The 21,970-nt window shown below is 59.4% G+C and carries 19 protein-coding genes and 1 pseudogene; 11 read left to right on the top strand and 9 right to left on the bottom strand.

Going from position 1 to position 21,970, the window contains the following annotated elements; genetic code table 11:
- Window positions 1–151: 151 nt before the first annotated feature.
- Window positions 152–685, top strand: a pseudogene (gene ccmA / locus DTQ13_RS06430) (heme ABC exporter ATP-binding protein CcmA); the annotation flags it as partial.
- A gap of 102 nt (window positions 686–787) precedes the next feature.
- Complete coding sequence (gene ccmB, locus DTQ13_RS06425; protein ID WP_248461236.1) at window positions 788–1,492, top strand: heme exporter protein CcmB; 705 nt, start codon at window positions 788–790, stop codon at window positions 1,490–1,492.
- 5 nt (window positions 1,493–1,497) lie between these two features.
- Here the strand turns inward: ccmB and DTQ13_RS06420 are convergent, their stop codons facing one another.
- The 5 genes from DTQ13_RS06420 to aroQ all read right to left on the bottom strand — a co-directional run bounded on the left by DTQ13_RS06420 (window position 1,498) and on the right by aroQ (window position 6,207).
- On the bottom strand, window positions 1,498–2,562 hold the full coding sequence (locus tag DTQ13_RS06420; protein ID WP_248460367.1) for a hypothetical protein: 1,065 nt from the start codon (window positions 2,560–2,562) through the stop codon (window positions 1,498–1,500).
- Window positions 2,563–3,834 (bottom strand): DNA cytosine methyltransferase, encoded by a 1,272-nt coding sequence (locus tag DTQ13_RS06415; RefSeq protein ID WP_248460366.1) that lies wholly within the window; start codon window positions 3,832–3,834, stop codon window positions 2,563–2,565. It lies immediately after the preceding gene.
- Between the two features lie 116 nt (window positions 3,835–3,950).
- Window positions 3,951–5,306 carry an acetyl-CoA carboxylase biotin carboxylase subunit gene (accC, locus tag DTQ13_RS06410; RefSeq protein ID WP_248460365.1) on the bottom strand — a complete coding sequence of 452 codons (1,356 nt, stop codon included), beginning with the start codon at window positions 5,304–5,306 and terminating at the stop codon, window positions 3,951–3,953.
- Window positions 5,306–5,761 carry an acetyl-CoA carboxylase biotin carboxyl carrier protein subunit gene (locus tag DTQ13_RS06405; protein ID WP_248460364.1) on the bottom strand — a complete coding sequence of 152 codons (456 nt, stop codon included), beginning with the start codon at window positions 5,759–5,761 and terminating at the stop codon, window positions 5,306–5,308. The genes accC and DTQ13_RS06405 overlap by 1 nt, the downstream gene beginning before the upstream one ends.
- On the bottom strand, window positions 5,758–6,207 hold the full coding sequence (gene aroQ / locus DTQ13_RS06400) for a type II 3-dehydroquinate dehydratase (RefSeq protein ID WP_182040551.1): 450 nt from the start codon (window positions 6,205–6,207) through the stop codon (window positions 5,758–5,760). Before aroQ ends, DTQ13_RS06405 begins: the two co-directional genes overlap by 4 nt.
- A 174-nt stretch (window positions 6,208–6,381) precedes the next feature.
- Between aroQ and DTQ13_RS06395 the strand changes: the two genes are divergently transcribed.
- Window positions 6,382–6,972, top strand: a complete 591-nt coding sequence (locus tag DTQ13_RS06395; protein WP_192848610.1) for a septal ring lytic transglycosylase RlpA family protein — start codon at window positions 6,382–6,384, stop codon at window positions 6,970–6,972.
- A gap of 11 nt (window positions 6,973–6,983) precedes the next feature.
- On the opposite strand, the gene DTQ13_RS06390 is transcribed toward DTQ13_RS06395, so the two are convergent.
- Window positions 6,984–7,961: a YihY/virulence factor BrkB family protein gene (locus DTQ13_RS06390; protein ID WP_227449777.1), complete on the bottom strand. Its 978-nt coding sequence runs from the start codon at window positions 7,959–7,961 to the stop codon at window positions 6,984–6,986.
- A 56-nt stretch (window positions 7,962–8,017) separates the two neighbouring features.
- On the bottom strand, window positions 8,018–8,776 hold the full coding sequence (locus tag DTQ13_RS06385) for an aspartyl/asparaginyl beta-hydroxylase domain-containing protein (protein ID WP_227449776.1): 759 nt from the start codon (window positions 8,774–8,776) through the stop codon (window positions 8,018–8,020).
- A gap of 464 nt (window positions 8,777–9,240) precedes the next feature.
- On the opposite strand from DTQ13_RS06385, the gene DTQ13_RS06380 reads away from it, so the two are divergent.
- Window positions 9,241–10,380, top strand: a complete 1,140-nt coding sequence (locus tag DTQ13_RS06380) for a type III PLP-dependent enzyme (protein ID WP_043561002.1) — start codon at window positions 9,241–9,243, stop codon at window positions 10,378–10,380.
- A 45-nt stretch (window positions 10,381–10,425) separates the two neighbouring features.
- Here the strand turns inward: DTQ13_RS06380 and DTQ13_RS06375 are convergent, their stop codons facing one another.
- Window positions 10,426–12,219 carry an ABC transporter ATP-binding protein gene (locus tag DTQ13_RS06375; protein WP_248461235.1) on the bottom strand — a complete coding sequence of 598 codons (1,794 nt, stop codon included), beginning with the start codon at window positions 12,217–12,219 and terminating at the stop codon, window positions 10,426–10,428.
- Window positions 12,220–12,372: 153 nt separating this feature from the next.
- Between DTQ13_RS06375 and nth the strand changes: the two genes are divergently transcribed.
- Window positions 12,373–13,071 (top strand): endonuclease III, encoded by a 699-nt coding sequence (gene nth / locus DTQ13_RS06370; protein WP_408902114.1) that lies wholly within the window; start codon window positions 12,373–12,375, stop codon window positions 13,069–13,071.
- A gap of 116 nt (window positions 13,072–13,187) precedes the next feature.
- Window positions 13,188–14,132: a glycosyltransferase gene (locus tag DTQ13_RS06365; RefSeq protein WP_248460363.1), complete on the top strand. Its 945-nt coding sequence runs from the start codon at window positions 13,188–13,190 to the stop codon at window positions 14,130–14,132.
- 7 nt (window positions 14,133–14,139) lie between these two features.
- Here DTQ13_RS06365 and DTQ13_RS06360 read toward each other — a convergent pair whose 3' ends face one another.
- Complete coding sequence (locus DTQ13_RS06360) at window positions 14,140–16,404, bottom strand: ComEC/Rec2 family competence protein (protein WP_248460362.1); 2,265 nt, start codon at window positions 16,402–16,404, stop codon at window positions 14,140–14,142.
- Window positions 16,405–16,488: 84 nt separating this feature from the next.
- On the opposite strand from DTQ13_RS06360, the gene gltX reads away from it, so the two are divergent.
- From gltX to dprA, 5 genes are read left to right on the top strand one after another with little or no spacing between them, the layout of a single operon-like run.
- Complete coding sequence (gene gltX, locus DTQ13_RS06355) at window positions 16,489–17,892, top strand: glutamate--tRNA ligase (RefSeq protein WP_248460361.1); 1,404 nt, start codon at window positions 16,489–16,491, stop codon at window positions 17,890–17,892.
- Window positions 17,889–18,827 carry an aspartate carbamoyltransferase catalytic subunit gene (locus DTQ13_RS06350; RefSeq protein WP_248460360.1) on the top strand — a complete coding sequence of 313 codons (939 nt, stop codon included), beginning with the start codon at window positions 17,889–17,891 and terminating at the stop codon, window positions 18,825–18,827. The genes gltX and DTQ13_RS06350 overlap by 4 nt, the downstream gene beginning before the upstream one ends.
- Complete coding sequence (locus tag DTQ13_RS06345) at window positions 18,824–20,101, top strand: dihydroorotase family protein (RefSeq protein ID WP_086441360.1); 1,278 nt, start codon at window positions 18,824–18,826, stop codon at window positions 20,099–20,101. Before DTQ13_RS06350 ends, DTQ13_RS06345 begins: the two co-directional genes overlap by 4 nt.
- Window positions 20,098–20,733 (top strand): glycerol-3-phosphate 1-O-acyltransferase PlsY, encoded by a 636-nt coding sequence (plsY, locus tag DTQ13_RS06340; RefSeq protein WP_043561018.1) that lies wholly within the window; start codon window positions 20,098–20,100, stop codon window positions 20,731–20,733. Before DTQ13_RS06345 ends, plsY begins: the two co-directional genes overlap by 4 nt.
- Complete coding sequence (gene dprA, locus DTQ13_RS06335) at window positions 20,717–21,925, top strand: DNA-processing protein DprA (protein ID WP_248460359.1); 1,209 nt, start codon at window positions 20,717–20,719, stop codon at window positions 21,923–21,925. Before plsY ends, dprA begins: the two co-directional genes overlap by 17 nt.
- Window positions 21,926–21,970: the final 45 nt, after the last annotated feature.

Below are 21,970 nucleotides of genomic sequence, written 5' to 3'. Positions count from 1 at the left end.
GGACAACCATCCTGTAGTCATTCACCATGCGCTTTCTTAACCATAACCACCCTTCAAGCAAAACATCCTTTTCTGTATTTTCCACCCGGAAGGGCATATTTTTCTCCCGGACCTTCCCCAGGCCCCTTCCAGCTCCACATGAAACATCACCATGGCCTCCAGCACCTCATGCCCGCCTGCCTCTCCACCACAATCCCTTCTCCGGCTGGATCATGTCCGGCTGGAGCGGGCAGGACGCTGTCTGGTCCCTGATCTCTCCCTGAACCTCGCTACCGGTGATGCCCTACTCCTTACCGGGCCAAATGGTACGGGCAAGTCATCACTTCTGCGGCTGATGGCAGGGCTGTGTCCCCCTGCTGGAGGCACAGTGACCCGCCGGGCCGACATTGCCTGGCTTGGCCCTGCTGACGCCCTGAAATCCACCCTGACGGTCGAGCAGAATCTCTGTCTCTTCATGCCTCATGGGACAGAAACCATCCATGCTGCCCTGAAGCGTCTGGCGCTGGCCCATCTTCTGGACTGCCCTGTCCGCCTGCTCTCGCTGGGGCAGAAACGTCGTGTAGCCCTGAGCCGCCTGCTGCTCCTTCCCGATGCCCGGCTGTGGCTGCTGGATGAGCCTGCCAATGGTCTGGATGCTGCCAGCCTTGCCCTGCTGGAGACCCTGCTGGCAGAGCATCGTGCCCGTGGGGGGGCCGTGGCCATTGCCTCCCATGCGCCACTATCCCTACCGGGCAGCCAGCACCTCACACCCGGCATGGTGGCACCATCCATCACGCCAGACCTGACCATGCAAACCCCGCCAGTGCATGAGGAGCCAGCCTCGAAAAAGACCCTTCATCCATTGCTCCTGCATCTGCGCCGGGAGCTGCATCTGGCCCGCCTGAACGGTGCCGAAACCGTAGGGGGGCTGCTGTTCCTGACAGTCTGCAGCACACTTTTTCCTCTTGCCCTCGGCCCCACCCCCGCCCTGCTCCAGCAGACCGGCCCGGCCATTCTGTGGGTCTGTACCCTGCTGGCCTCACTCCTGCCGCTGGAGCGCCTCTATGATGAAGATGCGGAAGACGGATCACTGGACATGCTCCAGATCACCCTGCACCCTGCCTTCATTGCGCTGGGGAAAATGTTCGCCCACTGGGTGACAGGTGGACTGCCCATCCTGCTGGCCACCCCTCTGCTGGCCCTGTTCTTCCAGCTGCCAGCCCATAACCTGACGGTGCTCATGCTCAGCCTTACTCTGGGCAGCCTGACCCTCTCTCTCACAGGGGGCATGACAGCGGCCATAACACTGGGAGCACGCCGCAACAGCCTTCTGCTCCCCGTGCTGACACTGCCGCTGATGACTCCTGGTCTCATCTTCGGCACACTGGCCTGCACCACCCCGACAGGAACAGCCTGTACGGCCAATCTGAGCCTTCTGGCGGCCCTTTTCCTTCTGGCCCTGCCGGGCTGCCCCCTCATCGCTGGAGTCAGCCTGAAAGAAGCACGGGGCTGAAATATTCAGCCGAAAATGAGGTCATCAAGAAACAGCCCAACCTGTTCATATTCTCTGGAAAAATTCTCCGATACCATGCCCTTCCACTGCCGGATCCGGTCTGGTTCTATCTTCTCGACACCCCATGTTTCACATAAAAAATCCGCATTCGCCTCAACAATCAGTGCGGCAACAGTAAGCCAGTGATCGTGAAGCTGAATCAATTTCTGGGGGACGTCAAAAAACTCATGTCCTGCCTTCCCTTGGACAATTCCTCGGCCTCCCGCCGTAAAAAAATCACGCGTCGCCAATACCCCATGATTTGTAGCAAGCCACAAAAAGAACCTCTCATACTTTGTGGACTTTGAACTAAAAATACTGGGAAAGAAAGCAAAACCCTTTTCTATAAAACCAGCCCGTTCTTCCTTGCTCAATTTACCAGACAGCCGGACTGTCATTGGAGCAGACGTATCTTCCTCTGGATTGACATGGCTCCCAGTCCACCACAAACTTTCCCCTTCTCTCAATTTTTTCTTATAAAAATTGACTATCTTATAAACTGTTTCATTCGGTGGTTGACGTATCTCATCATACGTTGTTCCCATTTTATCAAAAATAGTCTGACCATTTTCCAAATTCATATCAATTTTGTATCGTGGGAAGTGTGTAACAACTACCTCTGACAAACACTCCTCATATGAACGCATACGGAATTCAACAGGATCCGTCAGTTTTCCAAATATTAGAAATATCTTTTCTATACCCTTTACCCTTGTGCTCTCATTAACACTCCCCCCAAGTGTAATCCACTTATCATCTTTGGAACTCTTCACTTCAACACCGTAACATTGACGTGCTACGATGTCAGGAAACCTTTGTCCGGAAATTATCTCAATAGTATTCTCGAACGAAGTCCCCAGTGACTGCTCTTTTAAAGAATCCGCAACATCTTCCTCCAAAAGTTGAGCATTTCTCTTTATAAAATACTCACTTTTATACTTTGCACACTCATTCAATCGTTCATTCGTCCGCTCAAGGATATTACGAAATTCTTCAAATAAATCTACCCTATTTTCATTGAAAACAATCATTCAGGAATCTCGTCCAAAATATAAATCCCACTTACTCTGAAGATTATGCGCAATATGATATCCCAACAAGGGCGGAACAGCATTCCCAATAATTTTATAAGCCTCAGATGCAGAAACACCCTTCCGTCCTGACTGTGGAGGAAATACGAATTCATAATCATCAGGAAATGTCTGTATCCGGGCACATTCCCGAACTGTCAAACGCCTTTCTTCAAGGCCTGCCTGCAGTTCTTCTAAATTCATGCCACCATGTTCTACAGAAAGTCTTCTGAATTCTATATTCCCATGATGCTCAGAACGAATAGTCGGACCAATACCAGACAGTCGTATCTCGCTCTGCCCCTGACAATGTTTTCCCATGTACTTCGCCTTGGAATATTTTTGCTGGGAAAGATCAGATGTTTTGTCCGGCTCCAACAGTCCTCCAAGAGCCTCCCTCAAACTCACAGGCTTCACCAACGCCTCACCATTATTCGTATAAGCATGTGTTGGCTTTGGGTAAGGATCAAAACGTTCATCCAAGGAAGGCTGAGAAAGTGCGGCCAAGGCCTCTGGCGTTAGAGAAGACCTTCGGAAGCCGATGAAAATAACACGTTCACGCGACTGAGGGACACCATAATCAGCCGAATGCAATACTTTCGCCTCAACAACCAGATACCCATCCTCGGAAACAGATCTAAAGTCTCTTTCTATTATTGATTTCACATCATGAAGATTGACCAACCCCTTGACATTTTCAGCGATGAACACTTTTGGTTTCGTGATCTCTATGACCTCTCTCATCCACATATAGAGCTTTCCCCTACTCTCCAGACTAGGGAAAACATCCTCCGAGAGCAGGCCCCTATGATTCTTGGGTGATTTGAATCCTAATCTTTTCCCCGCAACTGAAAAATCCTGACAGGGGAATCCTCCAGTAACAACATCAACATCACGAGGAAAAACCGATTCTCCCCGTCTATGATGTCTTACAAGATCAACAATACTTCCAAGATGGTATATTTTATCATCCATCCCAAATTTTCTGAAATAATTATCCCACGCTGCCTTGGCACCATCCCTGATATCATTGGCAAATACAGTATTGAATCTTGTTTTTGGGAGCGAAACCCACCGGTCATCTCCACCAGTATCCTGCTTCCATTCAGGGTGGGTCATATCGTTGACCGCCGAAGCAAGCACCTTGAAGCCTCCTTCAAAACCAAGATCCAATCCACCACATCCCGAAAAGAGGGACAACACATTGTATTTTCTTCCGGGCAAATCAGACATTTATTGAAAATACCCTCCGACACATTAAAATAAATCATATCTACACTACATGACTCATAGAAAAGGCCGCTTCCGATGACAGAAGCGGCCCTTTCCCCATTCCCAAGCAGAAATCTTCAGACTTTGTCCGCCTGAAGTTTCGCCACAAAGTTTTCCAACCAGTGAATGGTGTACTCACCCTTCCGGAACTCAGGGTCATTCAGAATTTTCTGATGCAGGGGAATGACCGTCTTCACGCCTTCCACCACGCACTCCGTCAGGGCCCGCTGCATGCGGCTGATGGCTAGCGCACGGGTGGGAGCATGAACGATCAGCTTGGCAATCATGCTGTCGTAATAGGGAGGCACCCTGTAACCGGCAAAGAGCGCACTGTCCATACGGACACCAAGACCACCGGGAGCATGGAACACCTTGACCGTCCCCGGGTTGGGCGCAAAGGTTTCCGGGTCCTCGGCGTTGATGCGGCACTCGATGGCATGGCCGTTCATCACGATGTCTTCCTGCCGGTAGCTCAGCTTTTCACCAGCGGCCACACGGATCTGCTCCCGCACGAGGTCCACATCGCAGACCATTTCCGTCACCGGATGTTCCACCTGAAGGCGGGTATTCATCTCAATGAAGCAGAACTGCCCGTCCTGATACAGGAACTCGAGCGTACCGGCATTGCGATACCCCATGCGTGACAGGGCATCCGTAACAGTTTTGCCAATCTCGTTGCGCTGCTCTGGCGTGATGACGGGGGAACCGGCTTCCTCCAGCAGCTTCTGATGGCGACGCTGGAGGGAGCAGTCACGCTCCCCGAAATGCACGACATTGCCGTGCGTGTCACCCATGATCTGAAGCTCGATATGACGGGGCTTGTCGAGATATTTCTCCAGATAGACCTCGTCATTGCCAAAAGCGGCACGGGCTTCCGTCCGGGCCACGCTCCAGGCTTCCTCCAGCTCATCAGCGGTCTGGGCCACCTTCATGCCACGACCACCACCACCGGCAGCGGCCTTGATGAGCACCGGATACCCGACACGGGCCGCAACTTCCCGGGCCTCGTCCAGGCTCCGCAGGGCCCCGTCCGACCCGGGCACCAACGGCACGCCGAGGGCCTCCATGGTCGTTTTGGCGGTGATCTTGTCACCCATCATGCGGATGTGCTCGGCTGTCGGGCCAATGAAGGCGATGCCGTGCTCCTCCACCGTTTCGGCGAATTCCGCATTTTCGGAAAGGAAGCCATAGCCCGGATGGATGGCCTCTGCTCCGGTGATGGTGGCGGCAGAAAGAATGGCCGCCACATTCAGGTAAGAATCACGGGAGCTTGGCGGCCCGATGCAGACAGCCTCATCGGCCAGACGCACATGCATGGCGTCAGCATCTGCCGTGGAATGCACCGCCACCGTCTTGATGCCCATCTCCCGGCAGGCGCGCAGCACCCGCAGGGCAATCTCGCCACGATTGGCTATCAGGATCTTGGAAAACATCACTCGATGATCGCCAATGTTGCCCCGAATTCAACCGGATCGCCAGATGCCACGCAGTAGCGGACCAGCTTGCCTGCACGCGGTGCCTTGATCTGGTTGAAGGTCTTCATCGCCTCGATGAGCATGATGGTCTGCCCGACAGCGACCTGGCCTCCTTCCTGCACGAACGGAGGGGAGGAGGGGTCCGGTGTCAGATAGGCCACGCCCACCATCGGGCTGGGAACAGCGCCAGGATGGGATGACGGGTCTGCCGGGGCCACGGCCTCTTCCGCCACGGGGGCGGGAGCCGCAGCAGGAGCAGCGGCCACGGGAGCAGCCGCAGCCTGTACGGTCACATTCCGGGCAACACGAAGGCGGCTGTCGCCTTCGGAAACTTCAATCTCGGTCAGGCCTGTATCCGTCAGGATATCGGCCAGTGCCCGAATGGCCTCCTTGTCCACGAGCATACGGCTCATCCTTCATCCTCAATCATATCTGCCACCGCCTGGAGAGCATGGGCATACCCGCGTATCCCCAGCCCGCAGATGACTCCACGGGCTGCCTGTGAAACATACGTGTGATGACGAAATGCTTCCCGGCGATGAATGTTAGACATATGCACCTCAATCACTGGCAGCTCAACAGCCAGCAGCGCATCAAGCAAAGCAACCGATGTGTGCCCATAGGCCGCAGGATTTATGACAATACCGCTTGCACGGCCCCGGCATTCCTGCACCCATGACACAAGCTCCCCCTCGCCATTGGTCTGGCGGAAGTCGATCGTCACATCGAGCCGCTCCGCAGCCTGAAGGCACAGCTGCTCCACATCATCCAGTGTGGCTTCGCCGTAAATCTCAGGCTGCCGCAGCCCCAGCATATTCAGGTTCGGTCCGTTCAGGACAACAATAAGAGGTCGCTTCATCCGAACGGCTGATAGCACCTTCATCTTCATCAGGTAAAGCCACTTCTTTTACAGTCTGGCACCGCAATCTTCATATGTTATCCAATAGTTTACAATCATCTGGACGCCCACGCTGGCCCATCTGTTCAAGTTGTGACACACTCGGGATGACCATCAACAATATCCGTGGGTAACATGAAGGCAAACACACCTTTCCCGGCTTCCATGGAAGCTGTCGTCCCTCATGGGCGGAACAGGCGGTTCCCCTTCACAGCCTCTACCCTGCCGTGTCTGATCATTCTTGCATGTCTGGGGCATGTCGCCTCCAGCCCATCCGCTCTGGCGGCCGGGATGTCATCAGACGTGGAGAAGACGGAAGCAGCTGCACTCCCTCCCACGCAAAGCGGGCTGGCCAGCTGGTATGGCGGCAAAGAGCTGATCGGAAAACGGACTGCCAGCGGCGAACGCTTCAGCCCCGATGCGCTGACGGCCGCCCATCCGTCCCTGCCTCTGGGAACGAAACTGCTGGTCCATTCATCCGTCACGGGCCGATCTGTCATCGTGAGGGTCAATGACCGCGGGCCAGCCGACGGCGACCGCATCATCGACCTCTCGCAGGGGGCTGCGGCCAGCCTGGGAATCATGAATCACGGTGTCAGCCACATCACCATAACGGTCCTGCCCCGCCGCCGCTCCCGTTTCCGCCACCCTACCGACATGCACGAGATTCTTCAGGACCAGGCCCGTCAGGCCGAAAAAATCGCACAGGACAGCCCGCTCCGGTAACCGGCAGCTCCTCAGTGGTCCGCTGGCCTGACGGGGATTCCCATTTCCTTGCGAACGATCCGCCGGTAGCCCCGCTCCTCCAGCTCGGCATTCAGCACGGCGCCAAACAGCACGACATACGCACTGACAAAAAGCCACATCATGACAGCCGCCACGGCACCCAGTGGCCCATACGTCGTGCCATAACTGGCAAAGTGCGAGACGTACCACGAAAAACCAATGGACACGCCAACCCAGAGCAGGGTCGCCAGAAACGCACCGGGCAGGATCCAGCGCCATGATGTCATGCGCTCCCGGCACGGGGCGATACGATACAGCACGATCAGCGCCATGAAGACGAAACAGAGCATGATGGAAGGGGCCAGCCAGTGAACGAGAACGGGCGTGCCCTGCTCCACCAGAAAATGGAGCGATGGCGGCAGGCTATCTATCGTCACCCCCACATAACTCAGATAGCGTGGCAGATAATCCACGATGGCCGGAGCCGCCACCATGAGCGCCAACGTCAGGCAGGCCCCTATCACGGCCAGAAGAGTTGTGCCGAAGGCCAGAACCTGAAAATGCAGGAAACCACGAGTTTCCCTGGCATGATAGACGATATTCAGGGCAGACAGGATGGACTTGCTGCTGGCCGTGACGGACCAGAGAGCCACCAGCAGGGAAAAAACCAGCCCCAAGGTCAGTGAGGACTGAGGCTGAGTCACCAGCGCATGGATCCTGTCGAAGATCATCTCATAGGCGGCAGGAGGGAGCATATGCCTGACGACACGCAGCTGCTCTTCTGCCGTCTGTACGTCAAAAGCCAGCCCATAGACAGAGATCAGCGCCGTCAGGGCGGGAAACAGCGACAGGGTTGCAAAGAAGGCGCATCCCGCCGCACTGAGGGACGTCTGGCTGTCTCCGCTGTTGCTCAGGACCTGCCTGAACGTGGCCCAGAGGCCTTTTGGTGGTGGCGGAGGCTCCAATGGCATCTCGATCTTGTCGGGCACGGGGTGCGCTTTTCCTCTCCCTGCGAGGCCGTGACAGCAAGATCACGGCTCCATCATCACACTTTCTCCAGTTCAGCCTGAATACGGTTCCAGCGTTCGATATTGTTCTGGGCATCCCTGACAAAGGCGGATTTTTTCACCCCTCCAAGGAAAATACGCTGCATCAACCATCCCAGACCACGGGTAGGCCGCTCAAACTGAATGAACAGTATGCCACGCACCTCATCGGTGTTGTTCTGCACCGTATGCCGGTAGGTATCATCAAAGATGAACAGCCTGCCATCATCCCAGTGCAGCGTGTGATCTGCGACCTTGATCCAGCAATTATCACGATCTCGTGGAACCCCCAAGCCCTGATGTGCATTCAGCATCCCTTTGGTAACCCCTTTATGGGGTGGAATTTCCCCACCGGGCTCCAGAACCGAGAACAGGGCGGAACAGAGACCGGGAATCCCGGCCACAAGCTGGGCCGTAACAGGGGCCTTGGCACAATTCTCTGGAACAGGAATGCCGTAGCCATACAGAAAAAATGACTTCCAGCGGCTGTCCGGCGCAATGCGCTCATGATCGGGCGAAAGGTCACGCAGGGGCGGAATTTTCTCACGCTCAGCCATGATGGCCTGAAACTCTTTCTGCATCAGCGGGGCAGCCTTCTCCAGGGCCACCGCCCAGGGAAACAGGCCATTGTCCAGCAGAGGTGTATTGGGGACCAGTGACCCTCTGGCAATCAGGGCATTGAACAAGGGGCGTAGCGCCTTGCCAACCCGTACAAGAAAGGGGCGTTTTTTCTTATCATCATGACCTGCCGCCATCATGTCCTCCACTAGCAGAAAACACATCAAACCAGTCCACGCAGACGCTACACTGTTACCAGAACAGTTCTCTCAAAAGAAAGTCACATATCGATATGATATCAGCCACCATGACTGCCTCCATTCAACAACACACTGAATTTTAATAAAAATCCTTCCTGAACAGGACGCTCCCTTCCCGCCCCCTCCTGCTGAATGGCTGACTTGACATCACTTTTTTGTGATAAAAACCTTACCCGGAGGCCACCCTTCAGTTTCCCCTTGCATTGAAAAAAAATCTGGGCATTGTCACGCACTCCACGCAGCAACGCACGTGCCACTGGCCCTCATGAGGTTACGCAACGACGTCAAGCGCTCTGGCCCCGTATCCCCTTGCCTGCAGGGGGCAGGCGGAATCCCGCCGGTCCGTTCGACCGTTTCGCAACATCTCCCCCGACCGGGGAGAATTTATAGGGGACGTGAGTATCATGACTCCCAGAATCGCCCGTTTTCTCACCGAACAAAAACCCGCCACCCCTTGCCTTGTCGTGGACCTGGACTGCGTACGCACGCAGTACCACGCCCTGCACGATGCCCTTCCCTCTGCCCGGATCCATTACGCCGTAAAGGCCAATCCGGCACCAGCGATCCTGAAGGAGCTGCATGCCCTCGGCTCGTTCTTCGACATCGCATCCCCCGGAGAGATCGACATCTGCCTGCAAGCAGGCATTCCGGCGCAGAAGCTTTCTTTCGGCCACACCGTCAAGACAGTGCGCTCCATTGCCTATGCCCATCAGAAAGGCCTGACACTCTATGCATTCGACTGCATGGAGGAGCTGGAAAAACTGGCAGAACACGCCCCCGGCTGTGAGGTTTTCTGTCGGCTGGGAGTTCTCAATACCGGGGCACAGTGGCCGCTCTCCCGCAAGTTTGGCACGACGCCGGAAAGCGCTTTTACCCTGTTGCAGAAAGCCCGTGAGCTGGGCCTGAAACCAGCTGGCCTGTCTTTCCATGTCGGTAGCCAGCAGACCAGCACGACAGCCTATGCCGACGCCATTGCTCAGGCTGCCGAAATCTGCCACCGCCTCCAGAAGCAGGGCATCACGCTGGACTTCATCAATATGGGCGGGGGCTTTCCAACCTATTACAACAGCCCCATCCCCAGCATCGACCAGTTCGGCACGACCATAACGGAGGCCATGGCAGCGCATTTCCCACAAGGGGCCCCCCGCATTCTGCTGGAGCCGGGCCGCTACATGGTTGGCAGTGCGGGAATCGTGCATACCGAGGTCGTGCTGGCCAGCAGGCGGGGCGGTGAGGACAACACTCCCCGCTGGGTCTATCTGGATATCGGCCGCTTTGGTGGTCTGGCGGAAACAGAAGGCGAATCCATCCGCTATGTCTTCCAGACACCCCATGACGACACCACGAGCAGCCGCTCACCCTGCATCCTGGCCGGGCCGACATGCGACAGCATGGACGTGCTATACGAGAAAAATCCCGTTCCCCTGCCAGAAGAGCTCAAGGCAGGAGACAGAATCAACATCCTCGCCACTGGTGCCTATGTGTCCACTTACTGCTCGACCGGGTTCAATGGCTTTCCACCACTGGATGAACATTACATCTGACCCTTCCGCAGGGCAGGAGACGACCATCCAGCATCAGCCAGCCCGTTACGGGCTGGCTGCATCAAGCGATTGCAGCGACACGAGCCGCCGATAGGCCCCGCCCTTCAGAGCCATCAGACTCTCGTGCGTGCCATCCTCAACGATCTGCCCCTGATGAAATACCAGAATCCTGTCCAGGTCACGCACGGTGGCCAGACGGTGCGCCACAACCAGTACGGTGCGTGTTTCCATCAGGCGGGTCATGGCCTCCTGCACCAGCATTTCTGATTCAGAATCGAGGCTTGCCGTGGCTTCATCAAAAATCACAATCGGCGCATCAACCAGAAAAGCCCGGGCAATCGCCACGCGCTGGCGCTCTCCCCCGGAGAGCTTCACGCCACGTTCACCAACCAGCGTCTCATACCCTTCGGCAAGACGGGTAATGAATCCATCAGCATTGGCAAGCCGTGCCGCCTGCTCGATCTCCTCCCGGGTGGCATCAGGCCGACCATAGGCAATGTTCTCAGCCAATGTTCGATGGAACAGCATGGGTTCCTGCGGGACAAGCGCAATCTGGCGCCGCAGGCTCTGCTGGGTGACGTAAGCAATATCCTGCCCATCAATCAGAATATTGCCACCATCCACATCATACAGACGCTGCAACAACCGTGTCAGCGTCGTCTTGCCCGACCCGGACGCCCCGACCAGGGCCACACGGCTCCCCGGTGCGATCCTCAGCGACAGCCCCTGATAGATCGGCTTTTCCTGGGATGGATACCGGAAACTCACATCCAGAAGGACAATCTCCCCCGCCGTCACCTCCAACGGAATGGCACCGGGGATATCCCGGATGGCCGGTTCGCTCGAGAACAGCCCGACGAGTTCTTCCATCTCATTGACCGACCGCTGAACCTGGCTCACCTGCTGCCCCAGATCCCGCAGATAACCCTGGATGAGGAACATCATCGTCAGCACATAGGCCACATCACCCGGCCCGGCCATACCACGCCACCAGAGCAGCACAGCCAGACCAATCATCACCACACGCATCAGCAGCGTATAGGACGCCTGAAAGTTGGCGCTGTTCGTCCCCCGATACCAGCTGTAATAGGTCTTGTCCGCCCACGTGCGGGCTACGGCATGGAGCTGCCGCTCCTCCCGTTCCTCCGCCCCGAAACTCTTCACCACCGCATTGCAGGTAATGGCATCCCCCAGCACGGCACCCATCCTGGAATCACAGGCGTTGGATATCCGGGCTGTTGGCGCCACATAACGCAGAGCCAGCCAGATGGACATGCAGGCAAACAGCCCGACCATCACGGCCAGCACCAGCCCCATGAGGGGCGCCCGCACCAGCAGGACCAGGGTCGTCCCCAGCAGGACCAGAACCTCTGGCGTAATGAGCAGGAGAAGCGTGTCATCCAGCGTATCAATGGCCCAGATTCCCCGGGTGATCCGCCGCACGGTAGAGCCCGCAAAATTGTTGGCGTGCCAGTCTGACGAGAAACGCTGCACCCGGGCGAAAGCATCATCCAGCACCCGGCGCATGACAGCAAGACTGAGTTTGCTGATCCCCAGATAGGAAGACCGCCGGCCCATGACGCCCACCAGCCCCAGAACCAGCAGCCCGCTGACCATGAGCAGGGCATCATGCAGCAAAGCCTCCCGGCCACCAGCAGCCGATGAGGCAGATGTCGTTGTGGAAATATCACCCACCAGACGACCAGCCAGAAGAGGAGTGCATATATCAGCTACCGTGGCCAAGGCCACACCGCCCAGCGTCCATGCCAGCATGGCAGGCTGGCCAAGCCAGCGCTTCACCACAAAAGCCAGTATCGCCCCAAAGGAGAGTTTCTTCATGCTGTCCCGTCCATCCCCATTTTCTGCCACGTCTGCCTTTTCCTCCTTCAAAACCTGTCAGACCACACCCGGCCCCTCCGCTTGAAGAAAAACCCGACTCCCCTTAGGAACGGACAGAGTTTTTCCCATAATGGCCGGACCCACCATACCCTCATGGCTTCTACCAGCACGCCCCGCACACGCTCGACCAGCTCCCAGCCCCGCATGAGCCTGAAGGCCGTCCGTGCCTTTCTGGCCGCGCTGGAAAAAGCACACCCGGACGCCCGCAGCGAGCTGATCTATCACAACACGTTCGAGCTGCTCGTCAGTGTCGTGCTTTCAGCACAGGCGACGGATGTTTCCGTCAACAAGGTCACCCGTGCCCTGTACGAAGAAGCCCCCGACCCTGCCAGCATGGCCGCACTGGGTGAGGAAGGCATCGCCAGACATATCCGCACCATAGGCCTCTGGCGCTCAAAAGCCCATAACGTGGCCCTGCTCTGCCAGCAGCTGCTGGAAAAACATGACGGGCAGGTCCCCGGAAGCCGGGAAGAGCTGGAAGCCCTGCCCGGCGTGGGTCGGAAAACAGCCAATGTCGTCCTCAACATCGCCTTCGACCAGCCAACCATGGCTGTCGATACCCATATTTTCCGCCTCGGCAACCGTACTGGCCTCGCACCGGGCAAGACCGTCCGTGCCGTGGAGGATGAGCTGGTCCGCCGCATCCCCAAAGAGATGCTCCGCCCTGCCCATCACTGGCTCATCCTGCATGGCCGCTATGTCTGCAAGGCCCGCACACCGGAATGCTGGCGCTGCCCCGTCACTGAATGGTGTCTCTACAGGGAAAAGAACAAAATACCCCCCAAGCGCTGAGCAGGCCAGAAGCTTCTCCTCCAAAAAAAGCCTTCATATCAAGGCCTTTATTTTATCTTAAAAGTCTATAAAAGACCTTTTGTGTCTAATTTTACGATCAAACCATGAGATAGACCATGCCATCGCCTCGACTGGAAGAGACGGCCATCGTTTTTGGCACGAATGGCAAAGACCTCTGGGCCACGCTCTGTGCCATCCAGTCCGTCGTGGATCACAATCCCCGCACGAAGCTCGATTTCCACATCCTCCACACCAATGTGGCGCCAGCCCTCCAGCTCATCATCAGTGACCTGTTCCGAACAGAATACAGCCTGCTGACCTTTCACGATGTCGGACAGAAAGCCGCAGCCCTGCGCCTGCACACCCATCAACGATGGCGCAATGAATGTTTCTATCGCTGCTATCTCCCGGTGCTGTTCCGGGATGATGTCCATGTGCTCTGGCTGGACAGTGCCCTGCTCGTTACCGGACCATTGCCCCCCCTGCTGAACCGTTTTCCCCGGCAGGCCGCCATCGGTGCCGTGGCCGACCCTGTCGCCCAGATTCTCCGCCAGCATGAAGTGCCCATCTATACCCTGCTGGGCGATGCTCCCGCTGCCGGGCTGCCCGATGTCTCCCTGCCCGACTATACCCGCCAGCATCTCTCCCTTGCCCGGCCGGAAGACTACTTCAACAGCAGCATGATGCTGCTCCGCCCCCGGCTCATCTCACCGTCGCAGATAAACCGCTGCTTCACCCTTGCCACACGCCCCTATCTCTGCCCGGGGACAGACATTCTCAATCAGGTCTTCCACGACCATGTCCATCTCCTGCCCGAACGCTGGAACTTCCTGACCGGCAAGCTGACGGAAAATCTCTGCCTGCATCTCCCGGAACCATGGAAGAAACGCCGGGAAAGCGAACGGCTGAAACGCTGCATCATCCAGTTCCCCGAGGGGACCAAACCGTGGGAAGACCCGGCATTGCCTGGTGCCAGCCATTACCGGCGCCTCTCCGCTGCCCTGGAGCAGCGCCTCAGCCGCATTGCCCCGCCACTGATCCGTACATTGTGCGGGTCCTGATTCCCCTTCACTCAGCCGGAGCTGGTGGCAGGGGCACGACATTCTGGAACGCTCCTTCGCCGGTCCAGAGGCGATCCCCCTGCACCATTCTGTCCGACACGAGCCTGATACCACCCGCCCCCGTCCCATAAACGGCCCAGCTTCCTTCCCGCCGCAGATCAGCCGGACCAAGCTGCCGGACAGACGGACAGAGAGGATGCTGTCCGCCCATACGTATCTCCAACACAACATCCCGGCATGATGCCTCTCCACCACGCTCCGGCCCGGCAACCCCACGCCACAAAACCAGCCGATCATTCCCAAGGCGTAGATGACAGAGACCTGCCGCACAGTCCGGCTGCCCCAGCCCTCTGACATTCCAGCCCAAGGCACGCTGCATCTCCTGTCGGACCAGCCCGCTACCAGGGCGCCCCTCCATCACCCTCATGGCCCCTTCCTGCCGGACAGCCAAAACGGCACCCTGCTCCACCAGCAGCATCACGGGCCGGTCCACCAGCCAGGGTGCTGAAAGTGCCACAGCCATCACACCCACGCCAGCAAACCGGCCCCATCCCCGCCACAGACACATCACGGTCAGCCCCAGCAGATACAGCCCCACCCCCCAGGCCGGAAAAGACGGCACCGGCAATGATGCAAGCGGAGCCGCCGCCACACACCCTGCCAGCCAGCCGATACCCTTTATGCCCCACCCCATCACGTGCAGTGGCTCCGAAGAAAGGCCAAATGGCATCAGCAGCAGGGCCACAATCCCGGCAGGCATCACCCAGACACCCATCAAGGGGACTGCCAGAAGATTGGCCATGACAAACCATGGCTGGAAGGCGCCGAAATACGCCATGCTGAGCGGCAGGGTCGCCAGTCCGGCCAGCAGGGAGGTCAGAACAAGGGCCACCAGCAGAGCTGCCCCCCGCCGCCAGAGAGGCGGAGCCTGCTGCCCATGATGCCCTCCCAACCGAAACAGCCAGTTCCGCCATGATTCGTGACCCGCAATCAGAGCCATCACAGCTGCGAAAGACATCTGGAAGGAAACATCCAGCACCAGAACAGGAGACATCACCTCCAGCATCAGGCAGACCAGAGCCAGCCCCCGCATGGAAACGGCCCGCCGCCCCAGCAGCAGGGCCAACACGGCCAACCCCGCCATGCCCAGCGCTCTCAGCCCCGGCACATGCAACCCTGTCAGCACCACATAAACCACCCCGGCCCCAAAAGAGACCAGCATGGCAACCTCACGACAGGGCCAGTAGGCCGACAGGCGCTGCGACAGGCTGAGGCAACGTCTGACCGTGGCAAACACCAGCCCCATCACCAGCCCCAGATGCAGACCCGCCACGGCCAGAAGATGCGCCAGCCCGGCAGCCGCATAGCTCTGCCTCGTCTCGGCAGAAAGACGGCCCGTTTCGCCACACAGCACGGCGGATGCCACCGCTCCCACCTGCCCCGGCAGGGCCGCTCCGATCATCCAGGCCATTGTCTGCCGCAGATGGACCAGCCTGTCCTCCAGACAGCCCACAACACCACCTGCCGGTGCAGCTCTCAGCGGCAAGGGCGGTGAGAGGGCCAGTCCCGCTCCGGCACGTCCAGCAAACCAGGCCGCACGCTGCCCATCATGCCCTCCCGGCCAGAGCGGTGGGGGCGGAGAGCGCAGAAGCGCCCGTATCCGCACAGGCTGGCCTGTCACCAACGCCATCAGGCCATCTTCCTGCCCCTCTCTGGGCAGAAAGGTGACAGTCACCCGCCGTTGCAGGGGCGCCATGCCATTCCACCATGGAGAGTCGAACACGGCCCCCTCCACCACCACATGCCAGCTGGGCTTCTGCCCTTCATGTCGGCCTGGAACAGGTTCCAGAGCCGCCAGCCGTCCTTCCAGCCAGACCGATTCCATGGGCAGGAACGGCATAGGGGACTGCCGGACAGCCTGCCCCCAGGCCAGCAGAAACCCCAGGCCAATCACCAGGAGGCCACTTCCCAGACAATGCCCCAATACCTGCCAGTGTGCCGCCTGTTCCGTCCCGGCCACCATCCAGCGGCAGCAGACCAGCAACACCAGCCCCATGCCCGCCAAACCACCCATCATCAGGCCTGTGCTCCAGGCAGGTTCTGCCGGCAGGGCAAAATACCCCACAATGCCCAAGGCTACACCGACAGGCAGCCAGCAGGTCAGGCGACTGCCCTGACGGGCCAGCCCCGACGCTACCATCCTGAGTACAGCCTGCCCCATCATCCTCCGCTCTGCCGCCTCCTGCATCCACCCCTGGCCCGTCCATTCCACAAGTGCCGCTGCCTGTGATAAAGCCCATGATGACACATTGAAGTGGATGGCCCGACCCATCCCGGCATGTTATAAGGCCTGCTCATGAAGATCCGTACCCGTTTTGCCCCCTCGCCCACCGGCCTGCTCCATATCGGCAACGCCCGTGCTGCCCTGTTCAACTATCTCTTCGCCCGTCATCACGGTGGAGAATTTGTCCTGCGCATCGAGGATACAGACCGGGAACGCTCCACCCAGCACGCCGTGGACATCATTTTTGATGGCCTGAAATGGATGGGACTGGACTGGGACGGAGAGCCTGTCTTCCAGGCCAGCCGGCAGGACCGTCATACCGAGGTCGTGGCCCAGCTCATGGAAAAGGGCATGGCCTACCGCTGCTACTGCACGCCCGAAGAGCTGGCCGCCATGCGGGAGAAGGCCCGGGCCGAGAAACGCCCGCCCCGCTATGATGGCACATGGCGTGACCGTGACCCGTCCGAAGCCCCGGAAGGCGTGCCTTATGCCATCCGCCTCAAGGCCCCGAAAGAGGGTGAGACCATCATCAGGGACCATGTGCAGGGAGAGGTCCGTGTCGCCAATGCGGAAATGGATGACCTCATCCTGCTCCGTTCCGACGGGACACCGACCTATCTGCTCGCCGTGGTGGTGGATGACCACGACATGGGCATCACGCACGTCATGCGGGGTGACGACCACCTGACAAACACCTTCCGTCAGGCCATGATCTACCGGGCCATGGGCTGGGACCTTCCGGAGTTCGCCCATCTGCCCCTCATCCACGGGCCGGATGGAGCCAAGCTCTCCAAACGTCATGGTGCCCAGTCCGTCGTGGACTTCCGTGAGGAAGGCATCCTGCCGGAGGCCCTCTGCAACTATCTGCTGCGCCTCGGCTGGGGGCATGGCGATGCCGAGGTGCTGGACCGTGAGGAACAGATCAGGCTTTTCGACATGGACGGCATCGGCCGCTCTCCCTCCCGGATGGATTACGTCAAGCTCAGCCACCTCAACGGCATCTGGATGCGCCGTGCCGATGACGAGCGGCTGACGGCCCTTGTCATGCAGCGTCTGGAGCGACGTGATGACCTTGACCATGACGAGACGGTCCGTGCCCGTGTACTTGCCCTCATGCCGGGGCTGAAGGAACGGGCAAAGACGGTCGTGGAGCTGGCCGACAACGCCGCCTTCGCCGGGCTGCGCCTGCCGCTGACCATCACCCCCAAGGCGGAAAAGCATCTGGGCGAGGAAGGCCGGAAGGTTCTCGCCGGGCTGGAGGAAAAACTCGCCGGGCTGGAACCTTTCACGGCAGAAGGGATCGACAGCACGCTGCGGGCCTTCGCTGCCGAGCATGAGCTGAAACTGGGTGCCGTCGCCCAGCCGCTCCGTGCTGCCATGACAGGTACCACAACATCGCCCGGAATCGACCTCACGCTCGCCGCATTGGGCCGGGATGAGGTTCTCGCCCGCATCCGGAGTGTCCTGTCCGCATGAACCCCACACACCACACGCCCCATCTTCTCGGCATTGAAGGCATGACAGAAAAGGACATCACGCCTTTTCTGGACCTCGCCGAGAGCTATGCCCTGCTCAGCCGTTCCCGCAATGCACCACGGGACGTGCTACAGGGCCGTACCGTCATCAATCTCTTCTTTGAGGACAGCACGCGCACGCGCACCAGCTTCGAGCTGGCCGCCAAGCGGCTGGGTGCCGATGTGGTGAACATGACCGTCGCCACAAGCTCGGTCAACAAGGGCGAAACCCTGCTGGACACGGCCTCCACCCTCAACGCCATGCACTGCGACCTGCTGGTGGTCCGCCATGCCCAGAGCGGTGCCCCAGCCCTGCTCTCGCAGAAGGTCGAGGCCAGTGTCGTCAATGCCGGGGACGGGATGCACGAGCACCCCACGCAGGCCCTGCTGGACGGCCTGACCATCCGGCGGCATTTCGGCCGCCTCAGCGGGCTGAAAATCGCCATATGCGGCGACATCGCCCACAGCCGTGTGGCCCGGTCGGACATTCACCTCCTGCGGGCCATGGGCAACGACATCCATCTGGCAGGTCCCCCTACCCTGCTGCCCGGTGCCCTCGGCACGCTGGAAGGCGTCACCCTGCATCATGACATTGATGAGGCCCTGAAGGATGCGGACGTGGCCATGTGTCTCCGTGTCCAGCGGGAGCGCATGGGCAGCGGCCTTGTCCCCAGCGCACGGGAATATTTCTCCCTCTTCGGGCTGGACCGCCGCCGCCTCGCTCTGGCCAAGCCAAGAGCCCTGGTGATGCATCCCGGCCCGATGAACCGGGGTGTTGAAATTGCCTCCGATGTCGCCGATTCGCCACAGAGCGTCATTTCTGAACAGGTCGAGATGGGCGTGGCCGTCCGCATGGCTGTCCTCGACCGTCTTTCCCGCATGAAGAATCCCGCATGAGCAGCATCCTTTTTGAAAATGTCCGGCTGATTGACCCTGCCTCCGGGCGGGATGGCAAAGGGAGCCTGCTGGTCGAGAAAGGGCGCATTGCCGCCCTCGACCCAAAAGATGCTCCCAAGGCTGCCCGCATCGTGGATGGCAAAGGGGCTGTCCTCTGCCCCGGCCTCGTGGACATGCGGGCCAGCTTTGGCGAACCCGGAGCTGAATACCGGGAGAGCATTGATTCCGGTATTCAGGCTGCCGTGGCAGGAGGCATCACCTCCCTGGCCCTGCTCCCCGATACCGAGCCTGCCATCGACAACCCGGCACTCGTCCATTACATCCGCCGCCGTGGGGAAGAGACTGGTCTTGTCTCCATCTATCCCTATGGAGCCCTGACAAAAGGCTGCGCCGGAACGGACATGGCCGAAATCGGCCTGCTGAAAAAAGCCGGGGCCATCGGCTTCACCGACGGTGCCCGGGCCATTGCCGACACCAAGCAGATGCGCAACCTGCTGGCCTATTCCGGCTTTCTGGATACCGTCATTGTCCTCCACCCGGAAGATCCCTCCCTGGCCAAAGGGGGCTGCGCCACTGCCAGCCCGCAGGCCGTGAAAATGGGCCTGCCACAGATTCCCGCCTGCGCCGAGGCCATGATGGTCGCCCGTGACCTTCGCCTTGCCGAACTGACGGGCGCACGCATCCATTTCGGGCATGTTTCCACCGGGGAAGCCCTCGGCCTGATTGCTGATGCCAAAAAGCGGGGCATCCGGGTCACCTGCGACACGGCACCGCCCTATTTCGCCATGACGGAGGCGGATATCGGGGATTTCCGCACCTACGCCAAGCTCTCCCCGCCGCTGCGGCTGGAAGCTGACCGGCAGGCCGTTCTGGCGGGTCTGGCAGACGGCACCATTGATGCCATCGCCTCCGATCACAGCCCGGCCGATGCGGATGACAAGCGTCTTCCCTTTGCCCAGGCCCGGGCTGGCGGGACCGGCCTCGTCACCCTGCTGGGTGTCACGCTTCAGGCTGGCCTGCCGCTGCTGGAGGCCCTGCGCCTGCTCACTGTGGCCCCGGCCCGTCTTCTGGGGCTGGAAGCCGGGACGCTGGCCGTCGGTGCCCCGGCAGACCTCTGCCTGTTTGACCCGGAAGAAGAATGGACCGTCACCGCGGGCAGCCTGCCCGGCCGGGCACAGAATACCCCCTTTGATGGCCGAAACCTCAAAGGACGTGTCCTGCGGACCTTCCGTCAGGGTCGCGAAGTCTTCACTGCCAAAGGTCTCCCTGCATGAGCGGCATCCTGACCTGGTCCCTCATGCCCCCCAGCCTGCCTGTCATCGCTCTGGGGGCCTATCTTCTGGGGAGCATCCCTTTCGGCCTCCTGCTTACCGCACTCAGTGGGCAAGGTGACATCCGGCGCATCGGTTCCGGCAACATCGGGGCCACCAACGTGCTGCGGACAGGCCGCAAAGGCCTCGCTGCGGCAACCCTGCTTCTGGATGCCTTCAAGGGGCTTCTGGCCGTCCTGCTGGCGGAGGCCCTCTCCCCTCACGACACGGCCCTGTGCCTCTCCGTAGCAGGGTGTGCCGCTGTCGTGGGGCACTGCTTCCCCATATGGCTCAGGTTTCGTGGCGGCAAGGGCGTTGCTACAGGCATCGGTGTTTTCTGGGGCATGTGCTGGCCGGTCGGGCTGCTCTGCACCCTGCTCTGGCTGGCTGGTGTCCGTCTGAGCAGGATTTCTTCCGTGGGGGCGCTTCTGGCTTTTCTGGCAGCACCGTTCCTGATGGTGGCCTTCTCTCTGGCACCCATCATGTCGGCCCGTCCCATTGCAGCAGCATGCATCACCCTGCTGATCCTCCTGCGCCATTACGGCAACATTGCCCGCCTCTGTAGCGGAACGGAACCCCGTGTCGGACAGAAATGAGCCAGCTGCATTATCAGAAGCCAACCTGACAGCAACGGAACGTCTGGCTCGATTGCGGCTGGCCCGCACAAAGGGCATTGGCAACGCCACATTCAGCCGGTTGATGGGCCTTTACGGCACGGCAGAGCAGGCCATTGCAGCGCTGCCTGCCCGTGCCCGCCTTTCCGGCCGTCCGGCGCCAGCCATTCCCTCCGCATCCCGCATGGAAGACGAAATTGCCTGGCTGGGAAAACGGGGAGGCCACCATCTGCTACGCTCCGACCCTGCCTATCCCCGCCTGCTGGCCGGACTGCCGAATGCTCCCGTACTTCTATTCACCCAAGGCAATACAGACCTGCTCTCCACACCCTCCCTGGCCATTGTCGGGGCCCGCAAGGCCTCCAATCCGGCCCTGAAACTGACAGAGGAATTCGCCGCCGGTCTGGCAGAAGCCGGCCTGACTGTCGTTTCCGGTCTGGCCCGTGGAGTTGATGGAGCGGCCCACCGGGGAGCCCTGCCCTCTGGACGGACCATCGCCGCCCTGCCCGGCGGGCTGGACATTACCTACCCTCCCGAACATGCAGGCTTGCAGGCCGCCATAGCCCAGCAGGGCTGCCTGATTACGGAATATCCTCCCGGCATGCCGGCCAATGCCCGCCATTTTCCACGGCGCAACCTTCTCATTGCCGGTCTGGCCCGTGGCTGCCTGCTGGTTGAGGCAGCCAGACGCTCCGGCACACTCATCACGGCCCGACTCGCTGCAACCTTCCAGCGTCTGCTCTTTGCCGTGCCTGGCTTTCCCGGCGATCCACGCTCCAGTGGCGGGAATGACCTGCTGAAACAGAATCAGGCCATACTGGTCGAGCAGGTTCAGGACATCCTGTCCGCCCTGGCAGACACGCCCTCACCAGACCCCGGACTGGCCCCATGGAGCAGGCCTCCCTCACGCCAGCCATCCCTTTTCACACCCACTGAAAAAGTACCGACCGCCCCGCCAGCTGCCCCCCGGAAAGCCCCTGCGGCCAGTCAATCATTACCGGAATCTGACGAAAAAAATATTCTCTCCCTGCTGGCGCATACCCCCTCCACTGTTGACGAGATTGCATCACGCTGTCAGTTGTCCATCTCAGCAGTTGCGGCAATACTCATCGAGCTGGAAATGAACGGAGCTGTCCAACGCCACGACGATGGGCAGATCACACTTCCCAGCTAGCGGGCATCGGCCAGACAGCCTTACCACCAGGACACCAGAGACCGG

The organism is Parasaccharibacter sp. TMW 2.1888, assembly GCF_023167265.1.
GTDB classification, from domain to species: Bacteria; Pseudomonadota; Alphaproteobacteria; order Acetobacterales; family Acetobacteraceae; genus Bombella; species Bombella apis.
Note: the sequence above shows the minus strand (reverse complement) of the source record. Positions and strands in the feature narration are given on the sequence as shown.